Below are 20936 nucleotides of genomic sequence, written 5' to 3' on the forward strand. Positions count from 1 at the left end.
AAGGTGCGAATATGCCCGATTGTTGCGCACATCGAGCGCGGCCGCGCCCACCAGGGACGCAGCGCGCCAAGCATATTCGCTACGCGCCTCATTCCCGGCAATATCACGATTCGGTCACCGGCCGATCGACTCGTTCGTGGGATGATCGGGGTTCCGGAGCCGAGCAGATTCGCGCGGCACAGCTCGCGGCCGATCGGTGTCGGGACGTGCAGAAATGGGCGGGTGCCGCGGCGCGCGGCGACGTCGAGCTAGGCAGGAGGTCGTTCGATGGCCGGTAGCGGCGACAACCCGTGGTCGGGCCTGAAAAACCAGGCGAAGAACGGTGTGTTCACGATCAAGCCGGACACGGCGCCCAAGGCGGCCCAGTTCGTGGCGGACGCTCTTGCCGTGTTCGATGTCGCGGCAGGTGACTTCAAGAGTCCTTATGGGGAATCCGCATCGGCGCAACAGAAGTCGCAGTACACCGACATGGAGCATGTCGACCACTTCGGCAGTCTCGGTTCAGGCAAAATTCTCTCGCGCGCCTTTCAGGATGTCGGCGTCGAACTGATCGACAAGACCCTGCCTGCGTATAAGAAGTCGCTGGAAGATCTGGCCGAGGCATTCATCATTGCCGGACACATGGTGAAGAACACCGAGGATGCCTCGCAGGCAGCGTTCGAAGAGCTGAAGAATCTGAAGGGCAAAGGGACCGCGCTGACCGCCGCAGCCGTCGCAGGCGAGATGATGATGCGCAAGTACGATCCCGGCAACGGGTGGAAGTGGATCGACGCCGATCCCGAAATGCCGAAGTGGGGTGGGGGCGACAAGTACGGCGGGCCCCCTGCGATTGCGGCGAACGGGCCTGCCACCCAGACGATCAACACCAATATGGAACCGCCCGAGATCATGACCTGGGATAACTCGGTGGCGATGTGGTACGCGCTCAACGAGAAGTCCAACGGCCTCGTGATGATGGGTGGGGACTGGTGGCGAATGGCGTCCCGGCTGGAGATGGCGTTCTCCACCCTGGGCAGCAGTATCGACGGACTCACCAAGACCGAGTGGAAGGGCGATGGCGCCGACACCGCCAAGGGCGCTGTCGATCGGCTCGTCGGCACCGGCCGCCAGCTCACCGTCAGTATGCGCAAGATCGGTCAGCTCTTGTTGGACGGCTCGGTGTGGACGGCCGTGATGAAGGCCGGAATGCCGCAGCCGGGCGCGAACGGTGAGTACGCGATCCCCACGATCGACGAGGAGAACGCCGCGGTCCGTCGCGCCCAGGACACCTTCCGGAATTGGTACAAGCCCGGCGTCGACGCCAGTTCGGTGCTTCCGGTGCTTCCCCCGCCGACCGGGATTCAGATGCCGAAGCCCGACCCGCGCACCACCGAACGTCCCGGCGGCGACGGCGGTGGCACGGGCGGCAACGGAACCGCCTCCACCACCGCCCAGCAAGCCGCCTTCAAGAAGTCCCAGCAGGCTCTCGCCGATCAGCAGAAGGCATTCGACAAGGCGCAGCAGCAGGCGGAGAAGGACGCGAAGGCACGCAACGCCGAATACGAGAAGCAACAGAAGGCCGCAGAGCAGCGCTACGCCGAGCAACAGCGCATCGCACAGCAGCAGGCGCAGCAGCAAGCCGGCAAGCAAGCCGTCGATCAGGCTGTGCAGCAGGTGCAGCAGGGCATGCAGCAAGGCATGGACGCCGCCCAGAAAGCCGTGGAACAGGGCATGGCGGCGGCGCAGCAGGCCATGGCGAAAGATATGCAGACAGCGGGCCTTTCGGGACTGTCCGGCCTGCCGTCCGCGCTGTCGGCGCTGGGCAAGGACGCGCTCAAGGCCGGTGGCGGCGGTGCGGGCAAGGGCGGCGGCGGCGCTGGTGGCGGCGGTGCCGGCGCGGGCGCGGGTCTGACCAACGCCGCGGCACAGAGCGCCAAGCTGTTCCCGCGGGCCGCGCTCACCGAAGCCGCGGCCGCGGCGGCCGGTCGTGCCGGATTGGCCACGGGCCCAGGCGCGCCCGGTGCGCCCGGCGGCATGGGCCCCGCAGGCCAGGGCGCGAACCAGGGCGGCCAGAAGGAACACAAGCGCGCCGACTATCTGGACTCCATCGAGCACCTCGACGAGGCGCTCGGTGCGGCACCCGTTGTCGCCAAACCTGTTGTGGAGAAATGATTCGGACCTGGAAGTTCACCGACCTCGAGTTCTACGCCCTTTGGTTCGCCGAGGAGGGCGAGGGTCTGCCGTGGCCGTTCTACTTCACGACGACGGTGCCTCGGCACGACGAATTCGAGCGGCAGAAGGCCGAGGCCTCGAGTGCGGTGCGGCACCGGCTGGGCAGGTCCTTCGACGATCCGCTTGCCGCGATCGTGCGCCCGGACGTGTGGGTAGCGGTCAGCGGCTGGGACGGGCGCGAGCCGCGCACGCCCGCCGCGTTGCTGCGCATGCTCGCGGTCCGACGTGGTGATCGCGGATACCTCGTGGCCGCGCAGCCCGGTGTGACGTATTGGGACTCCAGCGGTTTCACAGTCACCGAATGCGATGCCGTAGCGCTGGCGGACACGGTGGTAGATGCGATGCCGAAGGCCGATCCCGGTCGGCTGTCCGACATCGCGCTGCCAGCACAGCCGGGCAGTGACGATATGGACTATTCCTACGGTGCGTCGGCCGTGCACGATTCGTTCGCCGATTCGTTCGCCGAGCGTGCCCAACGGTTTCTGGACACGCCGACCCCGAGTATCGGCGTCATCGATATCGTCCAAGGCCGTTCACTGTTCGGTCCGCGCGGTATTACCCGCTATCGAATCGGTTGGCGTGATCTTGAAGAAGACGGCCGATATGTGATCGATGATCAAAATCCACCGCTTGCGGTGGCCGCCGATCGCAAAAGAATGATCTTGATGATCAACACCAGGATTGCCGCGATTGTGCGCGCGATCAAGGATGAGCGGATCTGAGAGGTGTCAGAATGGATGAACAGCAAACAAATTCGGACGGCTGGTCCACGACCTCGCGAAGCGGTGCGATATCGGTGCGCACCACCGAACAGGGTCTGCCGCTGGGAATTTCGGTCGATCCCGCGGAATTGCGCCGCGACCCCGGCGGTTTGGCCGCCGAGGTGCTTCGATTGTGCAAACAGGCGGCCAACCGGGCGGGGCTGATCCGGCGGGCGGAACTGGAGGCGGCCGGGATGTCGGGCGACATGCTCGCCCTGCTCGGGCTGCCTACCTCGGAAGATGTGGCCCGCCAAGAGATTGCCGAGGAGCAGGAGTACGAGACCGAGCCGCGCAGCTGGCTGCGATCGGTGTAGACCGGGGCGGAGGTCGATGAGCATGTACGAAACGATGGACGAACTGATGGCCAGTGTGCAGCGACGGCTGTACCGAATGCGCGGACTCGCCGAAGACATGGCGGCGGTCCGGGCGCGTGAGACGGCGCAGGACGGGTCGATCACCGCCGAGGTCGACGGCGATGGCGCGCTACTGAATCTTGAATTCTCACAGGCGATTTCACGGCTTTCACCGGCTGAATTCGAGACCACGCTGGTCGCTACGGCAGCGGCGGCCGCCCGGCGGGCCTTCGAGCTGCGTGGCGAGATCGTCACCGCCTTCAACGAGGAGGTCGCCGAGTAGACATCCGCTGTCTACGGAATTACATCATTGTTACTGAAAACTTCCTACCGATTCGCGCAGATCGGTTGGTATCTTTAAATAGTTGGTCAATTGCATTACTGGATCGGGGATTACGATGAGCGAACTCGTGGCAACACCTGATGCGATTCGCCGGTACGGGGATGCCGCGGTAGCGATGGCGACCGGAGTCGCCACGGCGGGGGCATTCGACCAAACAGCGACCATTGCCGCGGCCGTGCCGGTCTTCGGCCTGATCGGCCAGGACTTCCTGATGTCCTTCGCTTATGCGCAGAGCAATCATGTCTCCTCGGTGTTCGAACTCGCGGCGGTGCATGCAGGCACCGCGTTGACCGCGCATCAGGGCGCCACCGCGTACGAGGTGAACGAAGCGGCTTCCATCGCCGAATTCGGCGCCGCCGGCAGCGCCTGATGAACCCGCCACTAGACCCGACGATCGTGGATCTGCTGCGCGGCAGTGCGCTCGCGCCGCTGATCGACCGACCTGTGAACGACATCCTGAAGGACATGGGGCTCGGGCCGCTGCCGGAAATCTCCGGCCTGCCACCGCTGCCCGAACTACCGCCGCTGCCCGTCATCGATCTTTCGGCCCTTGCCCGGCCACTCACCGATCTGGCAAGCAGTTTCGGCACCGGCGCGCTCGGCGCGGGCGCAGGCGGCGGAACCGACCCGACACAGGCGCTTTCGGGCATCACCACCGCGCTGCAGACCGCGATGACGCTGGGCGCCACCGCGGTTCAGACCGTGATGTCGATGTGGCAGGGCATGGCCGCGATGCAGGCCGCGGAGAAGGCCACGCAGGCCCAGGAGGACGGCGGGAAGGTCGCCGCGCAGGGCACGCAGGAGAAGGCGGTGCTGGGCACCGCCGCCACTTCCGTCGCGACCGGTGGGGCGCTGCTCGCCGCGATCATCGCGAAATACCTCGCCACCATGACCGCCGCGGCGCCGCTGCTCGGCACCCCTGGTGGACAATTGTTCTTGGTGGCCGCAAGCACCGAGGCGTTGACCGAAGCGACCGCCGTGGTCGCCAAGACTCGGGTCGAGATGACCGGGCACTCGGCGAATATGACGCAGACCGGTCAGAAGGTGAAGGTCACCAACGCACCCAAGGGCGTCGACTCGGCGCAGCAGATGGCGCAAATGATGCAGATGCTCACGCCGCTGATGACGCTGGCGACCACCGGCGTGCAGACCGCGAGCCAGTTGGCAACCGCGAGTTCGCAGTTGCTCGCACCCAAACCGGCCGATGTCGCTGCGAAGGCCGAAGAAGAAGCCGACCGCAAAGCACGCGAGGAAGACGCGGCCAAGGCCGAGGCAAGTGGCGGTGGTGGTGGTTTCGGCGGTGGTGGTTTCGGCGGTGGCGGCATCGGCGGTGGCGGCATCGGCGGTGTGGCCGCGGCCTCGACGCCGCTGAGCCCGTACTCGGGGACCAGGGTCGCGAGCATGGGTCCGCTGCCGGGTGCGTCGAGCCTCGGAACTGGCTCGTCCGCAATGGAACCCGGGGGCGGCGTTCGTCCCGGCGGGTCCGCGCCGGGCAGCCCGGGCATGATGCCCTACGGCGCGGCAGGGGCCGCGGGCAGCCGCGCCGGAGACGCCGGCAGCGACCTGCCCGGCTTCCTGGTTTCCGGGCAACACGGCGACGAGGTCGTCGGCGATATCGATGGGGTCTCGCTGCCGGTGGTCGGCGCGACCGAGCAAGCGTCCGAACCGCCGCCCGACAAGGAACTCACGCTCTGAGGGGTGTGCGGCACGGTTCGGATCTGGAGGAGGTTGCCATGGCAAGCAGCGGTGTGGATTTCGACGGAGTGGTGTTCGACCCGGTGGCGGCGCGCAATGCCGCCGTCCGGCTCGACGGGTTGGCCGATCGGCTGGAGCGAGATCTGCGCTCCGGTGCGACGTCGCTGACCATTCCGTCGGCAGGGCTCGACGAGGTGTCGGTGCGCGCGGCGCAGACCATGAGCGATGTCGCCTCCTCGTACACCGAGAGCGCGTCCGCGGGAATTCTGGAAATCAGGAAGCTGGCCGCGACACTGCGCACCCAGGCGGCGCAGTTCGGGCGCGCCGAAAGCGACAGCGCCGCCGATTTCGGCGCAGGCGCGGCGTGACGGCGGATCATCACACGGAGCAGCAATGATCGAACCACCGCAGCCCGGCTTCACCGGGGTGGTGTGGGAAGCTCGCGAGCCGGATCGACTGGCGCGCGAGATTTCCACCGGGCCGGGTGCGGTGCCGATGGCCGAGGCGGGCGCGGAGTGGGCCCGACTGGCCGCGAGTTTCGGTACTGCGGTCGCGGAATACGAACTGATCGTGGCATCGATACGCGGCGCATGGCAGTCCACCACGAGTGGTCCGGTGCTGGACCGCATTTCGATGCTGCGTGAATGGCTGACGGATGCGGCGACGGCCGCGGGCAACAATGCCGTGCACGCCCAGACGCAAGCCGCTGCGTATGAACTCGCCAGGCTGACCATGCCGCACACCGCCGAGATCGAAGCGATTCAGGCCGTGCAGCGGATGCTGGAGCAGGTCACCGGCGCGCTCGGCGCACCATTGCGCGCGGTGGCCGCGGAACACGATGCGGACGCGGACCTGGCCAAGGCGGCGGCCTCCAGGGTGATGCGCAGCTATGAGGCGGCCACCGAGCCGCTGGCGACACCGTGGATTCAGCAGCAGCCGCCGGTGATCGCGACACCCGCCGCGCTGGAAGCCGAGCAGACGACTACGCCGGTGGCCGAGGCCGCGACGACGGCCGCACTGCCCGCCGTTGCGCCGGGGATGTTCCTGCCGGGCGGGTTCGGCGCCGTCGCGCCGCCTCGGGTGCTGACCGCCTACCGTGCGCCGGTGCTTGCACCGATCAACGAGCCGGTGGAAACGGTTGCTCCGCAGCCGGTTCCGGCGTCGACGTCGAGTGCGGCCGCGATGCCGATGGTGCCGGGAGCCATGGCGCCCGGCGCGGCGATGGCGCAGGAGGAAGAGCAGTACCAGTCACGCGCGTCCGATGCGGGCGTCGATGCGCTCGGCCCCGAACTCGGAGTCGTTGCCGCCCCTGCGGTACTCGGTGCACCCGAACCGCCCGCGTCTGCCGCGGGCCGGGCCGGCACGGGAGGTTCCCCGTGACAACGATGACCAACGATGGACTGCTCGCGGTGGCCGACCGGCTCGGCGTGCAGACCCTGCCGCTGGTGCTTTCGATGGCACCGCAACAGGATTCGTTCGCCGAGTGGACCGCGGCCCAGCAGCGCGCGGTGACTGCGCTCGTCGGCGCCGGTGTGATCGACTCCGACGGCGAGGTCGATCCGGACCTGGCGGCCGCACTGCATACGTTGGCGCAGCCGGATGTCGAACTCGTCGCGCGGATCTTCACCGGCATCGATTCGACGAGGATCTGCCTGGCCAGGCGCGCCGAACAGCATGCGCTCGCGGTGCGCGCCGGTGACAGTTTCGACATCGGGGCGGTGTGGGCCGACGGCTCCGGCGCCGCCCTCATCCGTCCGCTGCTGGCCGCGCTCGGACCGGGGGAGCCCGCGGATGTGATGAATTTCAGCGCGCCGTCGAGTGCGCTGAGCGAACGCCTCGCGGCGGCACAGACTTCCGCGGACTTCACCGATGCCGTCTACGCACTCGGCGTCGCCGATCGCGACGCCGTCGCCTACGGGATGGCCTTCGCCTCCTGCCACAGCTTCGCCGAGATCGTGGCCTACGCCCATCTCGACGGCCAGACCACCCGACCGCCCGGCGCGGTCGCGGTGTATGACACCGGACGCGGTCGCATTGTGGCCGCGCCCGGGATCGCGGCGGACCGGCAAGTGTGGTCCACAGTTACACCGGGCACCGATCACCGTATCGCGCAAGCGATTTCGGCTCTGATCGAATCACTGCCCGGGGGAAGGTGGCTGCCGCAGTAGACCCGAAGGGCGCGCAGTAGCTCGCCAACCTTCCGGCGATGCCGACCGGCATCGTTTCCGGGTATTCGAATCACGATACGAAAGGTTTGATCATGGGTGATGGTGTATACGCCGATCATGCGACCGCGAAAGGCGCCCAAGGCGACATGGCGGACGCGGTAGCGGCGATGAAGTTCGTGCTCCAGCAGATTTCCGACGAAGTGCACTCGGCAACCGGCTGGTCCGGCGATGCGCGCGTGGCGTTCATGGACGCATCGCGCATGTGGGACGACGAGGCCAAGGTGCTCAACGACCGGCTCGACCGGATCAGCGAGCAGGTTGGCACCGGCACCGTCCAGTTCCAGCGCACCGACGCCGAGGGCGAGGACGAGTTCAAGATGATCCGCCTCTGAGCGGTACAGCGGCACCAGGCAATTCATATTTGGAGGAATGTCATCATGGCAGATGGAGCAATGGAATATAGCAAGGCCAAAATGGTCACGCTGTTCCACGACCTGCAGGGTTTTCGTCAGGCCCTCATCGACCGTTCGCAGGACATGAACGACGCGGGCAACAACCTGCGCAAGGCTTGGCAGGACAACGCCGCCCTGGTGGAGTTCGAGAAGACCTACAAGGGCTGGACCGACGAGCACGAGCACATGCTCCAGGTCCTGAACAAGATCGCCGCCGCGGTCGAGAGCGCACTGCACCGCGCTCTGGGCACCGACGGCAAGATCGGCGACGGCTTCGCCGGTCTCTGATCGAGGCGATCCGGCCACCCGGCCGCGGTCGAGAGCGCACTGCACCGCGCTCTCGCCCGCGATCGGGGCCACGGCGTCCGAGCGGTACGGCAACGGCCGACCGGGAGCAGCCTGCTCTCGGTCGGCCGCGTGCGGTATGAGCTGCGTCGTGTCGGGTTATCGTGCCGCGGTGAGAGATTCGCCGATGTAGCGCATCTCGTCCGGCGTGGTGACCATATTGACGGTCGCGCTCGCGGCGGAGGTGCGCACCGTGATGAGGTTGCGTGCCGCGGGGTCCTGGGTCAACACGACGTCGGCATCGAATTGTCCGGCCGGCTGCCCGGGCGGCCGCACATGCACGATGGTCGCGCCGCCGGTCAGCGCGGTGGGCGCGATGCCGTCGAAGACCACGACGGTCGCCGCGGGAAAAGGCGTGCCGGACTGCGGAACCGGCGTCGGGTGCTGACTCGCGGTGGTATAGCGCGGGGCCAGCGAAAGCAGATGCGGTGCATCGACATTCGCGACCATGGAATGCCAGGCGTCGGGTCGGTCGGTGTGCACGACGGCGTGCGCGCCGAGCGCGATGGCCCGCAGGATCACCTGCTGGGCCAGATCCAGTTCGCCGACGACTTCGAGATGCCGGGTGCCGTCACCGATCAGCGGCACGGCGATGCCATGCCCGAGGTCGTCGGCGCCGATCAGCTGACCGCAGCCTGCGGTGGGCACCGCGATCCCGCTGAGTGCGGACAGCGGGCCGCGATAGTCGCCCGCGCCCCTGGCGCCGTGCCCGCTGCGGATGGGTAGGCAATCGAGCAGCGCCCTCGATTGCTGCCCCGGCAGGGTGCGCAGCCCGGGTACGGGCGGGTCGAGCGGTTCGGCGGCGGTATCGAAACGGACCAGCGCGCCGAGGATGACCGGCGGCGATGCGGAGCCGCGTGCTGCGGCGGCACGGGTCGAGCCCGGCCGCAGTCGAACAGTCACAGTGGTGCTGAGGCTCGGCGTCGCCCAGATGTCGGCGAAGCCATGCGAGCCGATCAACTCGGGCCCGATCTCGTAGCTGGTGAGGTGAACGCCGTCGTGCACAAGCGATTTCGGTGTTTCGGTCAACTCGTCGATCGTCGTGCCGCGGGTGAGCGTGCGCACCGCGGCGTTCATCTCCACTGCGGTCAGCACCGAAGCGGAGATGTCGCGCGCCGCGAGCCGATTGGCCACGCGGCGGGTCGCGATGATCGCAGTGCGCAGCGCGCCGGTGCCGCCACCGCCGCGATTGTCCACCGCCTGGGCATTGGCCAGCGGGTCGAGGCGAAGCACCAGCCACACCGTCCGGTGGGCGATGGCGGGCAGCGGGCCGAGGATGCGGTCGTAGAGCTGGGCGACCGCACCTGCGCCGACGGTCCGCGCCCCGGTGCTGATCACATCGATCGAGGCCAGGCTGATGTCGAATTGGCCGAGGCAGCGGGCGATCTCGGTGAGCGGAAGGACCTGGTCGGTAGAGAGCGAGCCGCGCCGCAGCAGGGTCAGCGCGTCCGGCGGCGGGTCGATGCGCAGCATCGTAGTCAGCAGATCGCCGTCCCAGCGCACGCCGTAACTGCCCCCCTCGGGCAGCGGCATATCCAATGCCGCCGCGCTGCTGTCGACGGGCTTCGACCGCGCGCGGTGCCAGCGGAAAGTGACGGTGCGCCCGAGCATCCCTGCGAGGGTGCGCGGATTTCCTTGCCGCACCGGCGCAGCGCCTGCGAGAAAAACCACCGCGCCGATAGTGACCACGGCTATGGTTGGTAAGTCGAACGCGGTCGCGATCCATGCCGCCGCGGCGGCGGCCAGCGCGATAGGGATGATGAGCCGCAATGGCATCTGCCGAAACAGCCAGAATTCAGGGTCACGTAATTGTGAGTTCACTGAATTTTCCACTGATTCACCGGAGTTGGTTTGCTGCACGTGGACGGCCTCGCTCACGATAATTAGCCCCTGGGTTGAATACCGGTGGTGGCCTGAGTTTGTCGGCCGTGGGGTCTGTTTCGCTAACAGTACCGCGCCGCAAAGGCGTTGGCGGTGCGAGTGGTCGAGCCGATACAGTGAATTTCGAGAGCGCAATTGGATGGAGACGTAGTTCGATGGAGGCCACGTGCCGGCTCAGCTGACCACCAAGGCCCAGGTCAATGGATACCGGTTCTTGCTCCGGCGCCTGGATCACGCACTGGTGCGTCGCGATGTTCGGATGCTGCACGATCCGATGCGCTCTCAGCTCAGGTCGATGTTCGTCGGCGCCATCCTCGGCCTGCTCGTGGTGGCCGGCGCGGCGATCCTGGCTTTCCTGCGTCCACAGGGCTCCATCGGCGACGCGAACATCGTGATGGGCAAGGAAAGTGGCGCGCTGTATGTCGTCGTCACCGACGCCGACAAGAACAAGACGCTGCATCCGGTGCTCAATCTGGCCTCGGCCCGGCTGATCAGCGGCAGCAGTGAGTCGCCGAACTCGGTCAAAGACAGCAAGCTGGCTGCGCTGCCGCGCGGGCCGATGCTGGGCATTCCCGGTGCGCCCGCGGCCTTGCCCGGGTCGCGGCAGGGCAACCGATCGGACTGGTCGCTGTGCGAGTCGGTCGAACTATCGATCACCGGAAGCGCGGCGTCGGCCACCGGCGTGCGCACCACGGTCCTTGCGGGAAAACCCGTGCTGGACGACCATATTCGGGTCGCCGCTGCCGAAGAATCCCTGTTGGTGCGGCGCGGCGACAAGACCTATCTGATCTACGACGGCAAGCGTGCGGAACTCGACCCGGCGAACTCGGTGATGGCTCGGTCGATGACCTTGGCCGGGCGCAAGCCGCGGCCCATCGGAACCAGCCTGTTGGACGCTGTCACCGCGGTGCCACCGCTGACGCCGCCGGACATTCCGCAGGCAGGTCAGCCCGGGCCGGGGCGGTTGTCCGAGGTACCGGTCGGTGGCGTCGTCGCGGTCGGCGGTGTCGGCCGCAACGATCGCTCGGAGCTGTATGTGGTGCTCGCCGACGGTGTGCAGCGCATCTCCGACTTCACCGCGCAGGTGATCCGCAGCGCGAATTCCCAAGGCATGCGCGAAATCAAATCGGTGCCGCCGGACGTGTTGACCAACATGCCGGTGCTGCACCGGATTCCGGTAGACGATTTCCCGGCCAACACACCGAAGATCGCGTCGGCCGAGGACGCGCCGGTCGCCTGTGTCGCCTGGTCGAAGACCCAGCAGCGCAATGAGGATGCCATCGACGGACCGGTCGACCGCGCTGCGGCGACACTGCTGCTCGGCACCACATTGCCACTTGCCGACTCCGCCAAACCGGTGCCGCTCGCCACTGCCGACGGCACCGGCGATCGGGTGGACGCCGCCTACATTCCGCCGTCGTCCGGTGAATTCGTGCAGGTGACCGGCACTGAAGGGGGCAGCCTGCGCCGCGGCCCGATGTTCTACGTCGCGGACAATGGAATCCGCTACGGCATACCGGACATCGAGACCGCCCAGGTGCTGGGCCTCGGCACGGAACCGCGCCTGGCTCCGGGAGCCATCATCGGTCGACTCGTCGCGGGACCCACCCTGTCCAAGCCGGACGCGCTGGTCGAACGCGATACCGTCACCACGACAAAGTAACCCGGAGGCGGGTCGTCGATCGGTCGGTCAGGCAACGCCGAGCGAGGCGAGCACGGCGCTCAGTGCCGCCTCCATATCGGGCGCCTCGATGCGCATCAGCACGGACCTGTCGACGGCCGTCAGGTCGAGCGAATCGTCGTTGGCCAGGCGGAACTCGCGCTCTTCCTCCGCGGCCTCGATGATGTTGCGGACGAACCGGCCGTTGCCTGCCAGATCGATGCCGCGTCGCGGCTGCCCGCTCTGATCGGTGCGCTCGGAGTTGTACAGGTCTTCGCAGGCGCGTTCCAGCAATTCGACCGCGCCTTCGGACAATTCGGAGTCACGCGCTGCGGCGATGAGCTTGCCGATCTCGCCGAGTTCGGCCGGTGTGTAGGACGGGAACTGCAGGCGTTTGGCGAAACGCGAGGACAGACCGTCGTTCGAGGCGAGCAGCCGATCGATCTCCCCGTCGTAGCCCGCGATGATCACCACCAGGCGATCACGGTCGTTCTCCATCCTGGCCAGCAGCGTGTCCACCGCCTCGCGACCGAAGGCGTCACCGCCGGATAGACCGGTCTGGATCAGCGTGTATGCCTCGTCGATGAACAGCACGCCGTCCATCGCGGTGTCGATCAGCTTGTCGGTCTTGATCGCGGTGCTGCCGAGGTGCTGGCCGACGAAGTCCATCCGCTTGGCCTCGACCACCTTGTCGGTCTTCAGTAGGCCGACACCGCAATAGATTTTGGCGACGACCCTGGCGATAGTCGTTTTGCCGGTGCCCGGCGGACCGGTGAAGACCAGGTGATTGCCGCGGGCCATGCTGGCCATGCCCTTCTCGGTCCTGATCTTGGCCAGTTGCGCCGTTGCCTGTAGCTTGGCCACCTGGGTCTTCACCGAGGCGAGGCCGACCTGCTTGTCCAGCTCGGCGCGCGCCTCGGCCAGGATCCGCTTGGCCCGGTCCTCGGCGTCGGCGCTCTGCAGCTGTTCGACCGACGGCGCGGAGGCGGGATCCCAGCGATTGGTGCGCGCGTCGATCGATTCCTTGCTCGTCACCGTGATGCGGTAAGTGCGGTCGCGCATGGCCGCGGTGTTCGCGGCGAAATCCGGTGCCTGCGAATACACTTTCTCGAACAGTGCCTGCGCTTCTTCCTCATTGCCGGTCTCGCGCAGGCATAACCCGCGGCAGAACATGGCGGTGGTCCGCGCCGCCGGGATAGGGCCGGACTCGGCCTGCTCCATCCTGCGGATCGCCTCGCCGAACAGACCGAGCTGGGCACACGCCGAGCCGACCATCACGTGCGCGCCTGCCGCCAGGTAGGTGTCGTCCCACTCGGCGGAGCCCGCGAGCACGGCCATGACATCCGGCCAGCGCTGAGTATTGAAGTGCAGGACGCCGCGGATATAGGCGCTGATCCGATCGTCGATCTCACGATCGGTGTCCGAGAGCATGGACCTGCGATGCGTGGCCAGCTCGTCGAGCACTCGCTCGGCCTCGTCGTACTCCCGGTCGGCGATCAGCTGCGCCGCCTGCGCCAACCAGATCTCGGTGTAGCCGGCCAGCGGATAGTCGATGTACAGACCGGCAAGGAAGCGGCCTGCCAGCGCGCGCGGCGCGAGCCCGAGCCTGCGCTGCTCCCGGAAAAGGGTTGTGCCGCTGGTCTTGTACAGGTTGTAGAGGACCTCGGTGGTCACGTCGCCCGCCGCCGCGCGCCCCAGCCACGCATCGCACATGGTCGGATCCCATTCGGTGGCCCGCTGAAAAGCCAATTTCGCGTACTCGAGGTCGCGGGCCGATTCCTGTCCATCGATGGTCAGACCCAGCGACAGGATTCCGGCGTCGAAGGCGCGTTGTGCTTGGCGATTGCCCGTCATTGCAGTCGAACCCCGAAGTCTTGTTGGAGCTATTTTTGGTTGGAACGATTGACTGAGTTCATCTTTCGATTCAGCTTAGCGATCGCATGCGCACGGCCCGTCCGATACATTAGGTTTTGCTGCCAGTACGTTGCAACGTGTGCGACAACCACATCGCCGCCTATGCACAACGAGTGCGCGGTAGGTGCGAAGCCGAAGTTTTGAGTTGGTTCGACAGGTAGGCTGCTGAAGCAAGTGTCTGGGTCGTTCACAAATGAGTTGGGGTCGTTCAGCAATTGACCGAGCCGATGAGCAGTGGCTCGCGAGCCGCTGAACCCGAACTGTGCCGAGTCTCCGTCATCGGCGGAAATACCCAGCTCGATGTCGGACTACCCGCGACGGTGCCGATCGCCACTTTCATCGGTGATCTTGTCGCACTCATCGAGTCCCGTAACCCCGATGTCATCGAGAGCGACGACGGGGACACCCCGCTGCACACCGAGCACTGGACCCTGGCCCGACTCGGCCGAGATGCCATCGCGCCCAGTCGAAGTCTCACCGAGGCCGAGGTGTACGACGGCGAGTTGCTCGTACTGCGCTCGGTCACCGCGAAAGAGTCGCCCGCGCTGTTCGACGATGTCATCGATGCGGTGTCGCGGCTCACCGCCGACGACTTCCGAGGTTGGTCACCTGCCGCCGCGCGGTGGACCGGCCTGATCACTGCGCTGGTTGCCGTGGTGCTGGCAATCGCACTGCTCGCCGCGCGACGCGCGCACTCCGGTGGACTCGCCGCGCCGTTCCTGGCGACCGGGGTGGCGATCATCGCCACCGTGGCCGCGGTCATCGCAGCACGCAAGTACCGTGACCAACTGACCGCCACCTGGCTGTCGCTGTGCGCGCTGCTGCTGTTCTTCGGCGGCGCCGTGCTGTTCGTGCCGGGCCGGATCGGCAGTCCCCATCTGCTGCTGGGCTTTTCGGCGACCATCGTGGCTGCCGCTGTCGTCTACCGTGCCACCGCAACGGGGGGCGCGCTGTGCGCGGCGGCGGTGACAACGGCGTTGTTCGGTGGCGTTGCCGCGCTGGTGCGCATGGTGTGGGACCCGGCGCTGCCGAAGATCGCGGCCGCAGCGTTGGTTGCGGCGATCACCATGATTTCCATGGTGCCGAGGCTGGCCGCAGTGCTCGCGCGCTTGCCGGTGCCGCCGGTGCCGACCGCGGGCGGCGCGATCGATCCCGCCGATCACGAGCAGCGGCCGACCATCGAGGGTATCGGCGCGATCGGCGCCACCGCACTGCCGTCGGCCGCCGGACTCGGTCAGCGGGCGCGCGCGGCCAACAACTACCAGACCGGCATGCTGGTCGGCTGCTCGCTCGCGGCGGTGTTCGGCGCGCTCGGTGCGGCCGATCCGCTGGGATCCGCACGCTGGCAGGGCATTACGCTCGCGGTGATCGCCGCGGTGATTCTCGCCCTGCGCGGTCGTTCGTTCGCCGATCTGGTCCAGGCCTGCGTGCTGATCGCGGGCGGCTGCCTCATCGTGCTCGGGCTCGTCACCGGGCTGGCGCTCGGCGATGCGGACCTGGTGTTGCTCACCGGGATGCTGCTGCTTGCCTTTGCGGCGGGGGTGCTGGTCTTCGGGGTGATCGGTCCGCGCCTCGAGGTGACGCCGGTGACGAGGCGGGCCATGGAGATCGTCGAGTACCTGTTGATCGTCGCGGTGATACCGCTGGTGCTCTGGATCATGGGCGTGTATTCGATGGCCCGGAATCTATGACAGCTCGCGCGCTCGGAATGGCTTGCACCGCCGCGATACTCAGTGTATCCGCGTTCGGGTGGGCCGCTCCGGCCGCTGCGGTGCCACCGCCGGCGATCGACCCCGGCGCCTTCGGCATCGCGCAGGCGCTCAGCGGCAGGGCCGCGCCACCGGAGCCGACCGAGCAGAAACAGTTGTGCAGCGAACCGCTGAACATCCGTGGCGCCGCGGTCGACGCACCACTGGCTCAGCGGGTGCTCGAGCTGCCTGCGGCCTGGCAGTTCAGTCGTGGCGCTGGCCAGAAGGTCGCGGTCATCGACACCGGAGTCAATCGGCATCCCCGATTGCCTGCGCTACAGGCCGGCGGTGACTACGTGTCCGACACCGACGGCACCGCCGACTGCGATGGTCACGGCACCTTGGTCGCGGGCATCATCGCGGCCCGGCCGAGTCCCGACGACGCCTTCTCCGGTGTCGCGCCCGACGCGGAGATCCTGACCATTCGCCAGTACAGCCTGGCCTACGAAGCCAAGGACCGCCGTAACGACAAGACGCCGGGCGCGGTGGCCAGCTCCGGCTACGGCAACGTGCTCACCATGGCGGCGGCGGTGATTCGCGCCGTCGACATGGGCGCCACCGTCATCAATATCTCCGAGGTGGCGTGCACCCCGGCCGGTGGCGACACCGCGGACGCAACACTCGGCGCCGCAGTCGGATACGCCTATGAACGCAACGTGGTCGTGGTGGCCGCGGCAGGCAACATCACCTCCGGCGGCGCGTGCGAGAAGCAGAACGAAGGGTCGGGCTGGGGGAGCGTGCAGACCATTGCAAGCCCCGCCTGGTTCCAGCCCTACGTGCTGTCGGTGGCCTCGGTCGACCCCGACGGCAAGGCCACCCCGATCTCACTGCACGGACCATGGGTCGGTGCGGCCGCGATCGGCAGAGAGATCGTGTCGCTCGACAGCAAGCCGGGCGGCACCGGACTGGTCGACAGCGCGCAAACCGAGGAAGGCCCGCGCCCCATCAACGGCACGAGTTTCGCCGCGCCCTACGTCTCCGGGCTCGCGGCGCTGGTGCGCGCCAGATTCCCGGAACTCACCGCGGGTCAGGTCATCGACCGGATCACCCGCACCGCGCTGGCCCCCGGGCAGGGGCGCGACGACCGGATCGGCCACGGCCTGATCGATCCACTGGCCGCGCTCACCGCGCAGCTGCCGGACCAACCGGTGAGCGCGGGTGCGGATGTGCCCCGCCCGATCGCCGCACCGGTGCGCCCGCCCGGACCTGATCCGCTGCCGCGCCGTATTGCGGTCATCGGTTCCATCACCTGTTTGGTGGTGCTGGGACTCGGTGCCGCGGTGTCGATTCCGTTCCGGCGCGAACGCGCCGTCGCCGACCTCGATTCCGACGCGACAGAGGGGTAGAACCCATGGTTACCGAAGGTTTCGTGCGTCGTCCGCGCATCGCACCGCCGCGCGCGCCCGGCGGCGAAGTAGCCCTGAACTCGCCGCCTGAGATTCAACGTGCCGTGCCGGGCCCGCTGCTGATGAAGCTGATGCCGGTTGTCATGGTGGTCGCTGTCGTCGGCATGATCGCGATGATGGTGATGATGGGACGCAGCCTGCTCGCCAACCCGTTCATGATGATGTTCCCGATGATGATGCTCATGTCGATGGGCGGCATGATGATGGGGATGCGGGGCCAAGGGCCCAAGGGCGCAAGCGAACTCAACGAAGAACGCAAGGACTACTTCCGGTATCTGGACCAGATGCGCAGGGAGGTCAGGCGGACCGGCGGCAAGCAGCTCGAAGCGCTGATCTGGAGCCATCCCGAACCGATCGACCTGCCGTCGGTGATCGGCACCCGGCGCATGTGGGAGCGCCGCCCGGCCGACCCGGATTTCGGACACGTGCGGGTCGGGGTCGGCAGTCATCGGCTGGCGACCAAGCTGGCTCGGCCGGAGACCGGTCCACTCGAGGATCTGGAGCCGGTGTCGACGGTCGCGTTGCGCCGGTTCGTGCGCACCCATTCGGTGGTGCACCGCTTGCCGACCGCGGTCTCGCTGCGCGCGTTTCCCGCCATCAATATCGGTGGCGTTCCGGGAGAATCCAGAATGCTGGCGCGCGCCATGTTGATGGAGCTCACCGCATTTCACGGCCCCGATCATGTCGCGATCGCCATCGTCTGCGCGGATCCGGACGGGCCCGCCTGGGCATGGGCGAAATGGATTCCACACCTGCAACATCCGACTGTTCGTGATGGCGTCGGCTCGGCGAGGATGATGTACGGGTCGCTGGCCGAACTGGAGACGGCACTGGCCTCGGAGCTGCTCGAGCGGGGCCGCTTCATGCGCAATCCGCAGCCGACGCAGGGCAGGCTGCAACTGGTCGTCGTGATCGATGACGGATACGTCAACGGCACCGAGCGGCTGATCAGCGAATCGGGCCTGGACTCGGTCACCGTGCTCGATCTGACCGCGCCGGAGAACGGCCTCGCCGCGCGCCGCGGTCTGCAACTGGTGACCGCGGGCGGCGAGGTGAGTGCCAAGAGTGCCAGCGGCACCGAGAAATTCGCCACCGCCGATGCGGTGAGCGTCGCCGAGTCCGAGGCCTTCGCCCGCGATCTGGCCCGCTACCGGATCGCCACCGCGGCGCAGATCGTCAGCCTCGGCGATGACACCCGCGCCGACCCCGGACTGATGGCGCTGCTGAAGATTCCGGATGCCGCGCAGATAGATCCGGCGAAGGTCTGGCGGCCACGCACCGCCCGTGAGCGGTTGCGGGTACCCATCGGGGTGACGCCGGACGGGACGCCGGTCGACATCGACATCAAAGAATCCGCCGAGAACGGCATGGGGCCGCACGGGTTGTGCATCGGTGCAACCGGTTCCGGCAAGTCGGAGTTCCTGCGCACGCTGGTGCTCTCGCTGGTGACGACGCATTCTCCCGACGCACTGAACCTGGTGCTCGTCGACTTCAAGGGTGGTGCGACCTTCCTCGGTCTGGACTCGCTGCCGCACGTCGCCGCGGTCATCACGAACCTCGAGGAAGAGCTCTCGATGGTCGACCGGATGAAGGATGCGCTCGCCGGTGAGATGAACCGCCGCCAAGAATTGCTGCGTTCGGCGGGAAACTATGCCAACGTCACCGATTACGAGAAAGCGCGCGCCGCAGGGGTGGCTCTCGACCCGCTGCCCGCATTGTTCGTGGTGGTCGACGAGTTCTCCGAACTGCTCTCGCAGAAACCGGATTTCGCGGATCTGTTCGTGATGATCGGCCGCCTCGGTCGTTCGCTGCACGTGCACCTGCTGCTGGCATCACAGCGGCTGGAGGAGAACAAGCTGCGCGGACTCGACTCGCACCTGTCCTACCGCATCGGTCTGCGCACCTTCTCCGCCAACGAGTCTCGCGCGGTGCTCGGCATCACCGACGCCTATCACCTGCCCGGCGTTCCCGGTTCCGCCTACCTCAAGAGCGATGCCGACGATCCGCTGCGGTTCAACGCCACCTACGTATCGGGTCCCTATGTCTCACCGCGTGGCGCAAGGCAGGTGGACGGCAGGCTGTTCGGTGGGCAGTCGCCGACGGTGTTCACTGCTGCACCGGTCGAGGCGCGGGCGCGGCCCGAATCGGAGCCGGTGCGCGTCGGTCTGCCCGACCTTCCGCCGTCGCCCTCGGAAACGCCCGAGGAAGAGGGCATTCCGGAGACGTTGCTCCAAGTGGTCGTGAAACGTCTTACCGGACACGGCCGTCCCGCGCATGAAGTGTGGCTGCCGCCGCTGGACGAGTCACCGACGGTCGACATGCTGCTGCCCGACCCGGATTGGCGTTCTCCGGTCAACCGGCACGGTCAGCTGTGGCTGCCGATCGGCGTCATCGACAAGCCTTACGAGCAGCGACGTGACGTGCTGACCATCCAATTGGCAGGCGCCCAGGGCAATGTCGCCGTCGTCGGTGGTCCGCAGTCGGGGAAGTCGACGACCCTGCGCACCATCATCATGGCCGCCGCAGCCACCCACAGCCCCGAGCAGGTCCAGTTCTACTGCCTGGATTTCGGCGGCGGCAGCCTGGCGGGCCTGTCGGGACTGCCGCACGTCGGATCGGTGGCCGGTCGGCTGGACAGCGACCGGGTGCGCCGCACCATCGCGGAGCTGACCAGCCTGATGCGCCAGCGCGAGGAGCGATTCAGCGAACTGGGCATCGAATCCATGGTCGAGTTCCGGCGGCGCAAGTACGCCCAGCTGGAGGCGCGACTGATCAATGGCACCCAGGCCGCGCCGAACGATCCGTTCGCCGCCGACCAGTTCGGTGACGTCTTCCTCGTCATCGACGGCTGGGCCGTGGTACGCGAGGAATTCGACACTCTCGAACCGCAGATCAACGCCATTGCGGCACAGGGCCTTTCCTACGGTATCCACCTGGTACTCGGCGCCTCGCGCTGGGCGGAGATCAGGCCGAACGTCAAGGATCAGATCGGCACCCGGCTGGAGCTGCGCCTCGGTGACCCGTCCGACTCCGAAATGGGCAGGCGCAGTGCGGGTCTGGTGCCAGTGGGCAGGTCGGGCCGCGGCCTGACGCCCGATGAGCTGCACTTGCTCATCGCGCTGCCGCGACTGGACTCCGACTCCGATCCGCAGACCCTGGCCGACGGTGTCGGCCAGGCGAAGGCACAGCTGGAGCAGTTGTATCGCGGTAGGCGCGCACCCGAGGTGCGGATGCTGCCACTCGAGATCAGCCGCGAGCAGGTGCTGAAGATCGCGAAGGAACACGATATCGAACTCGGCCCGACCAGGGTCGTCGTCGGGCTCGGCGAGAACGAATTGGACCCGTTCGTCCTCGATTTCGGTGCCGAACCGCACTTCATGGCTTTCGCCGACGTCGAGTCCGGCAAGACGACGCTGCTGCGCAATATCGTCATGGGCATCACCGAGAACTCGACGAGCGAGCAAGCGCGGATCATCATGATCGACTACCGCCGCACCATGCTCGGCGTCGTCGACGAGGACCAGCTTGCGGGCTATTCCACCTCGTCACAGACCTCCGGTCCGATGCTCAATGAGCTCGCCCGGTATCTATCCAGGCGCATCCCGGGCTCCGACATCACACCGCAGCAGCTGCGTGAGCGCAGTTGGTGGAGCGGGCCCGAAATCTACATCGTTGTCGACGATTACGACATGATCGCCGCGGGCTCCAACGGCAACCCGCTGTTCGCGCTCCTCGAGTACCTTCCCCAGGCCCGCGACATCGGCATGCACCTGATCGTCACCCGCCGCACCGGCGGTGTATCGAGAGCGCTGTATGACCACGTGCTCGGTGGTATGAAGAACCTGTCGGTCGACGCGCTGATCATGAGCGGACCCAAGGACGAAGGAAAGATCATCGGTGATGTCCGTCCGACCAAGCTGCCGCCGGGGCGCGGTATCCTCGTATCCCGTTCGCGGGGGCAGGAAATGGTGCAGATCGCGCATCTGCCGCCATTGTGAC

General features: G+C 67.1%; 17 protein-coding genes. 15 read left to right on the forward strand and 2 right to left on the reverse strand.

The window, feature by feature from the left end; genetic code table 11:
• The first annotated feature begins 267 nt into the window (after positions 1 to 267).
• The 11 genes from OHA42_RS09680 to OHA42_RS09730 all read left to right on the forward strand — a co-directional run bounded on the left by OHA42_RS09680 (position 268) and on the right by OHA42_RS09730 (position 8271).
• On the forward strand, positions 268 to 2151 hold the full coding sequence (locus tag OHA42_RS09680) for a hypothetical protein (RefSeq protein ID WP_406236316.1): 1884 nt from the start codon (positions 268 to 270) through the stop codon (positions 2149 to 2151).
• Entirely contained in the window at positions 2148 to 2933 is a 786-nt protein-coding gene (locus OHA42_RS09685) for an ESX secretion-associated protein EspG (RefSeq protein ID WP_406236318.1), read from the forward strand. Before OHA42_RS09680 ends, OHA42_RS09685 begins: the two co-directional genes overlap by 4 nt.
• A gap of 11 nt (positions 2934 to 2944) precedes the next feature.
• The gene (locus OHA42_RS09690; RefSeq protein ID WP_406236320.1) at positions 2945 to 3286 is read left to right on the forward strand and encodes a hypothetical protein; all 342 of its coding nucleotides are present in this window, start codon (positions 2945 to 2947) and stop codon (positions 3284 to 3286) included.
• Positions 3287 to 3302: 16 nt separating this feature from the next.
• Positions 3303 to 3608 (forward strand): YbaB/EbfC family nucleoid-associated protein, encoded by a 306-nt coding sequence (locus tag OHA42_RS09695; RefSeq protein WP_406236322.1) that lies wholly within the window; start codon positions 3303 to 3305, stop codon positions 3606 to 3608.
• A 127-nt stretch (positions 3609 to 3735) separates the two neighbouring features.
• On the forward strand, positions 3736 to 4038 hold the full coding sequence (locus tag OHA42_RS09700) for a hypothetical protein (RefSeq protein WP_406236324.1): 303 nt from the start codon (positions 3736 to 3738) through the stop codon (positions 4036 to 4038).
• On the forward strand, positions 4038 to 5363 hold the full coding sequence (locus OHA42_RS09705; RefSeq protein ID WP_406236326.1) for a hypothetical protein: 1326 nt from the start codon (positions 4038 to 4040) through the stop codon (positions 5361 to 5363). The genes OHA42_RS09700 and OHA42_RS09705 overlap by 1 nt, the downstream gene beginning before the upstream one ends.
• Before the next feature lie 38 nt (positions 5364 to 5401).
• Positions 5402 to 5731 (forward strand): PE domain-containing protein, encoded by a 330-nt coding sequence (locus OHA42_RS09710; RefSeq protein WP_406236328.1) that lies wholly within the window; start codon positions 5402 to 5404, stop codon positions 5729 to 5731.
• A gap of 25 nt (positions 5732 to 5756) precedes the next feature.
• Complete coding sequence (locus OHA42_RS09715) at positions 5757 to 6743, forward strand: PPE domain-containing protein (protein WP_406236330.1); 987 nt, start codon at positions 5757 to 5759, stop codon at positions 6741 to 6743.
• A gap of 5 nt (positions 6744 to 6748) precedes the next feature.
• A complete protein-coding gene (locus OHA42_RS09720; protein WP_406239250.1) occupies positions 6749 to 7531 on the forward strand; it encodes an ESX secretion-associated protein EspG in 783 nt (260 codons plus the stop codon).
• Between the two features lie 92 nt (positions 7532 to 7623).
• Entirely contained in the window at positions 7624 to 7923 is a 300-nt protein-coding gene (locus OHA42_RS09725) for a WXG100 family type VII secretion target (protein WP_406236332.1), read from the forward strand.
• A gap of 60 nt (positions 7924 to 7983) precedes the next feature.
• On the forward strand, positions 7984 to 8271 hold the full coding sequence (locus OHA42_RS09730; protein WP_406236334.1) for a WXG100 family type VII secretion target: 288 nt from the start codon (positions 7984 to 7986) through the stop codon (positions 8269 to 8271).
• A 156-nt stretch (positions 8272 to 8427) separates the two neighbouring features.
• Here OHA42_RS09730 and eccE read toward each other — a convergent pair whose 3' ends face one another.
• Positions 8428 to 10149 carry a type VII secretion protein EccE gene (eccE, locus tag OHA42_RS09735; protein ID WP_406236336.1) on the reverse strand — a complete coding sequence of 574 codons (1722 nt, stop codon included), beginning with the start codon at positions 10147 to 10149 and terminating at the stop codon, positions 8428 to 8430.
• 226 nt (positions 10150 to 10375) lie between these two features.
• Between eccE and eccB the strand changes: the two genes are divergently transcribed.
• Positions 10376 to 11872 (forward strand): type VII secretion protein EccB, encoded by a 1497-nt coding sequence (gene eccB, locus OHA42_RS09740; protein WP_406236338.1) that lies wholly within the window; start codon positions 10376 to 10378, stop codon positions 11870 to 11872.
• Between the two features lie 27 nt (positions 11873 to 11899).
• Here the strand turns inward: eccB and eccA are convergent, their stop codons facing one another.
• Complete coding sequence (gene eccA / locus OHA42_RS09745) at positions 11900 to 13723, reverse strand: type VII secretion AAA-ATPase EccA (RefSeq protein WP_406236340.1); 1824 nt, start codon at positions 13721 to 13723, stop codon at positions 11900 to 11902.
• Positions 13724 to 14010: 287 nt separating this feature from the next.
• Here eccA and eccD point away from each other — a divergent pair, with 287 nt between their 5' ends.
• From eccD to eccCa, 3 genes are read left to right on the forward strand one after another with little or no spacing between them, the layout of a single operon-like run.
• Positions 14011 to 15474 carry a type VII secretion integral membrane protein EccD gene (gene eccD / locus OHA42_RS09750; protein ID WP_406236342.1) on the forward strand — a complete coding sequence of 488 codons (1464 nt, stop codon included), beginning with the start codon at positions 14011 to 14013 and terminating at the stop codon, positions 15472 to 15474.
• Positions 15475 to 15491: 17 nt separating this feature from the next.
• Positions 15492 to 16877 (forward strand): type VII secretion-associated serine protease mycosin, encoded by a 1386-nt coding sequence (gene mycP, locus OHA42_RS09755; protein WP_406239251.1) that lies wholly within the window; start codon positions 15492 to 15494, stop codon positions 16875 to 16877.
• Between the two features lie 5 nt (positions 16878 to 16882).
• Positions 16883 to 20935, forward strand: coding sequence for a type VII secretion protein EccCa (gene eccCa, locus OHA42_RS09760; protein WP_406236344.1), 4053 nt, complete (start codon positions 16883 to 16885; stop codon positions 20933 to 20935).
• The last annotated feature ends 1 nt before the right edge of the window (position 20936 follow it).

Source organism: Nocardia sp. NBC_01009 (assembly GCF_045208035.1).
Lineage (GTDB): Bacteria > Actinomycetota > Actinomycetes > Mycobacteriales > Mycobacteriaceae > Nocardia.

Coding starts and splice junctions, on each gene's coding strand:
- OHA42_RS09730 (WP_406236334.1), top strand. CDS start 7,984: ATGGAATATAGCAAGGCCAAAATGGTCACGCTGTTCCACGACCTGCAG.
- mycP (WP_406239251.1), top strand. CDS start 15,492: ATGGCTTGCACCGCCGCGATACTCAGTGTATCCGCGTTCGGGTGGGCC.
- eccCa (WP_406236344.1), top strand. CDS start 16,883: ATGGTTACCGAAGGTTTCGTGCGTCGTCCGCGCATCGCACCGCCGCGC.
- eccA (WP_406236340.1), bottom strand. CDS start 13,723: ATGACGGGCAATCGCCAAGCACAACGCGCCTTCGACGCCGGAATCCTG.
- eccD (WP_406236342.1), top strand. CDS start 14,011: ATGAGCAGTGGCTCGCGAGCCGCTGAACCCGAACTGTGCCGAGTCTCC.
- OHA42_RS09725 (WP_406236332.1), top strand. CDS start 7,624: ATGGGTGATGGTGTATACGCCGATCATGCGACCGCGAAAGGCGCCCAA.
- OHA42_RS09715 (WP_406236330.1), top strand. CDS start 5,757: ATGATCGAACCACCGCAGCCCGGCTTCACCGGGGTGGTGTGGGAAGCT.
- OHA42_RS09680 (WP_406236316.1), top strand. CDS start 268: ATGGCCGGTAGCGGCGACAACCCGTGGTCGGGCCTGAAAAACCAGGCG.
- OHA42_RS09720 (WP_406239250.1), top strand. CDS start 6,749: ATGACCAACGATGGACTGCTCGCGGTGGCCGACCGGCTCGGCGTGCAG.
- OHA42_RS09705 (WP_406236326.1), top strand. CDS start 4,038: ATGAACCCGCCACTAGACCCGACGATCGTGGATCTGCTGCGCGGCAGT.
- OHA42_RS09690 (WP_406236320.1), top strand. CDS start 2,945: ATGGATGAACAGCAAACAAATTCGGACGGCTGGTCCACGACCTCGCGA.
- OHA42_RS09685 (WP_406236318.1), top strand. CDS start 2,148: ATGATTCGGACCTGGAAGTTCACCGACCTCGAGTTCTACGCCCTTTGG.
- OHA42_RS09695 (WP_406236322.1), top strand. CDS start 3,303: ATGAGCATGTACGAAACGATGGACGAACTGATGGCCAGTGTGCAGCGA.
- OHA42_RS09710 (WP_406236328.1), top strand. CDS start 5,402: ATGGCAAGCAGCGGTGTGGATTTCGACGGAGTGGTGTTCGACCCGGTG.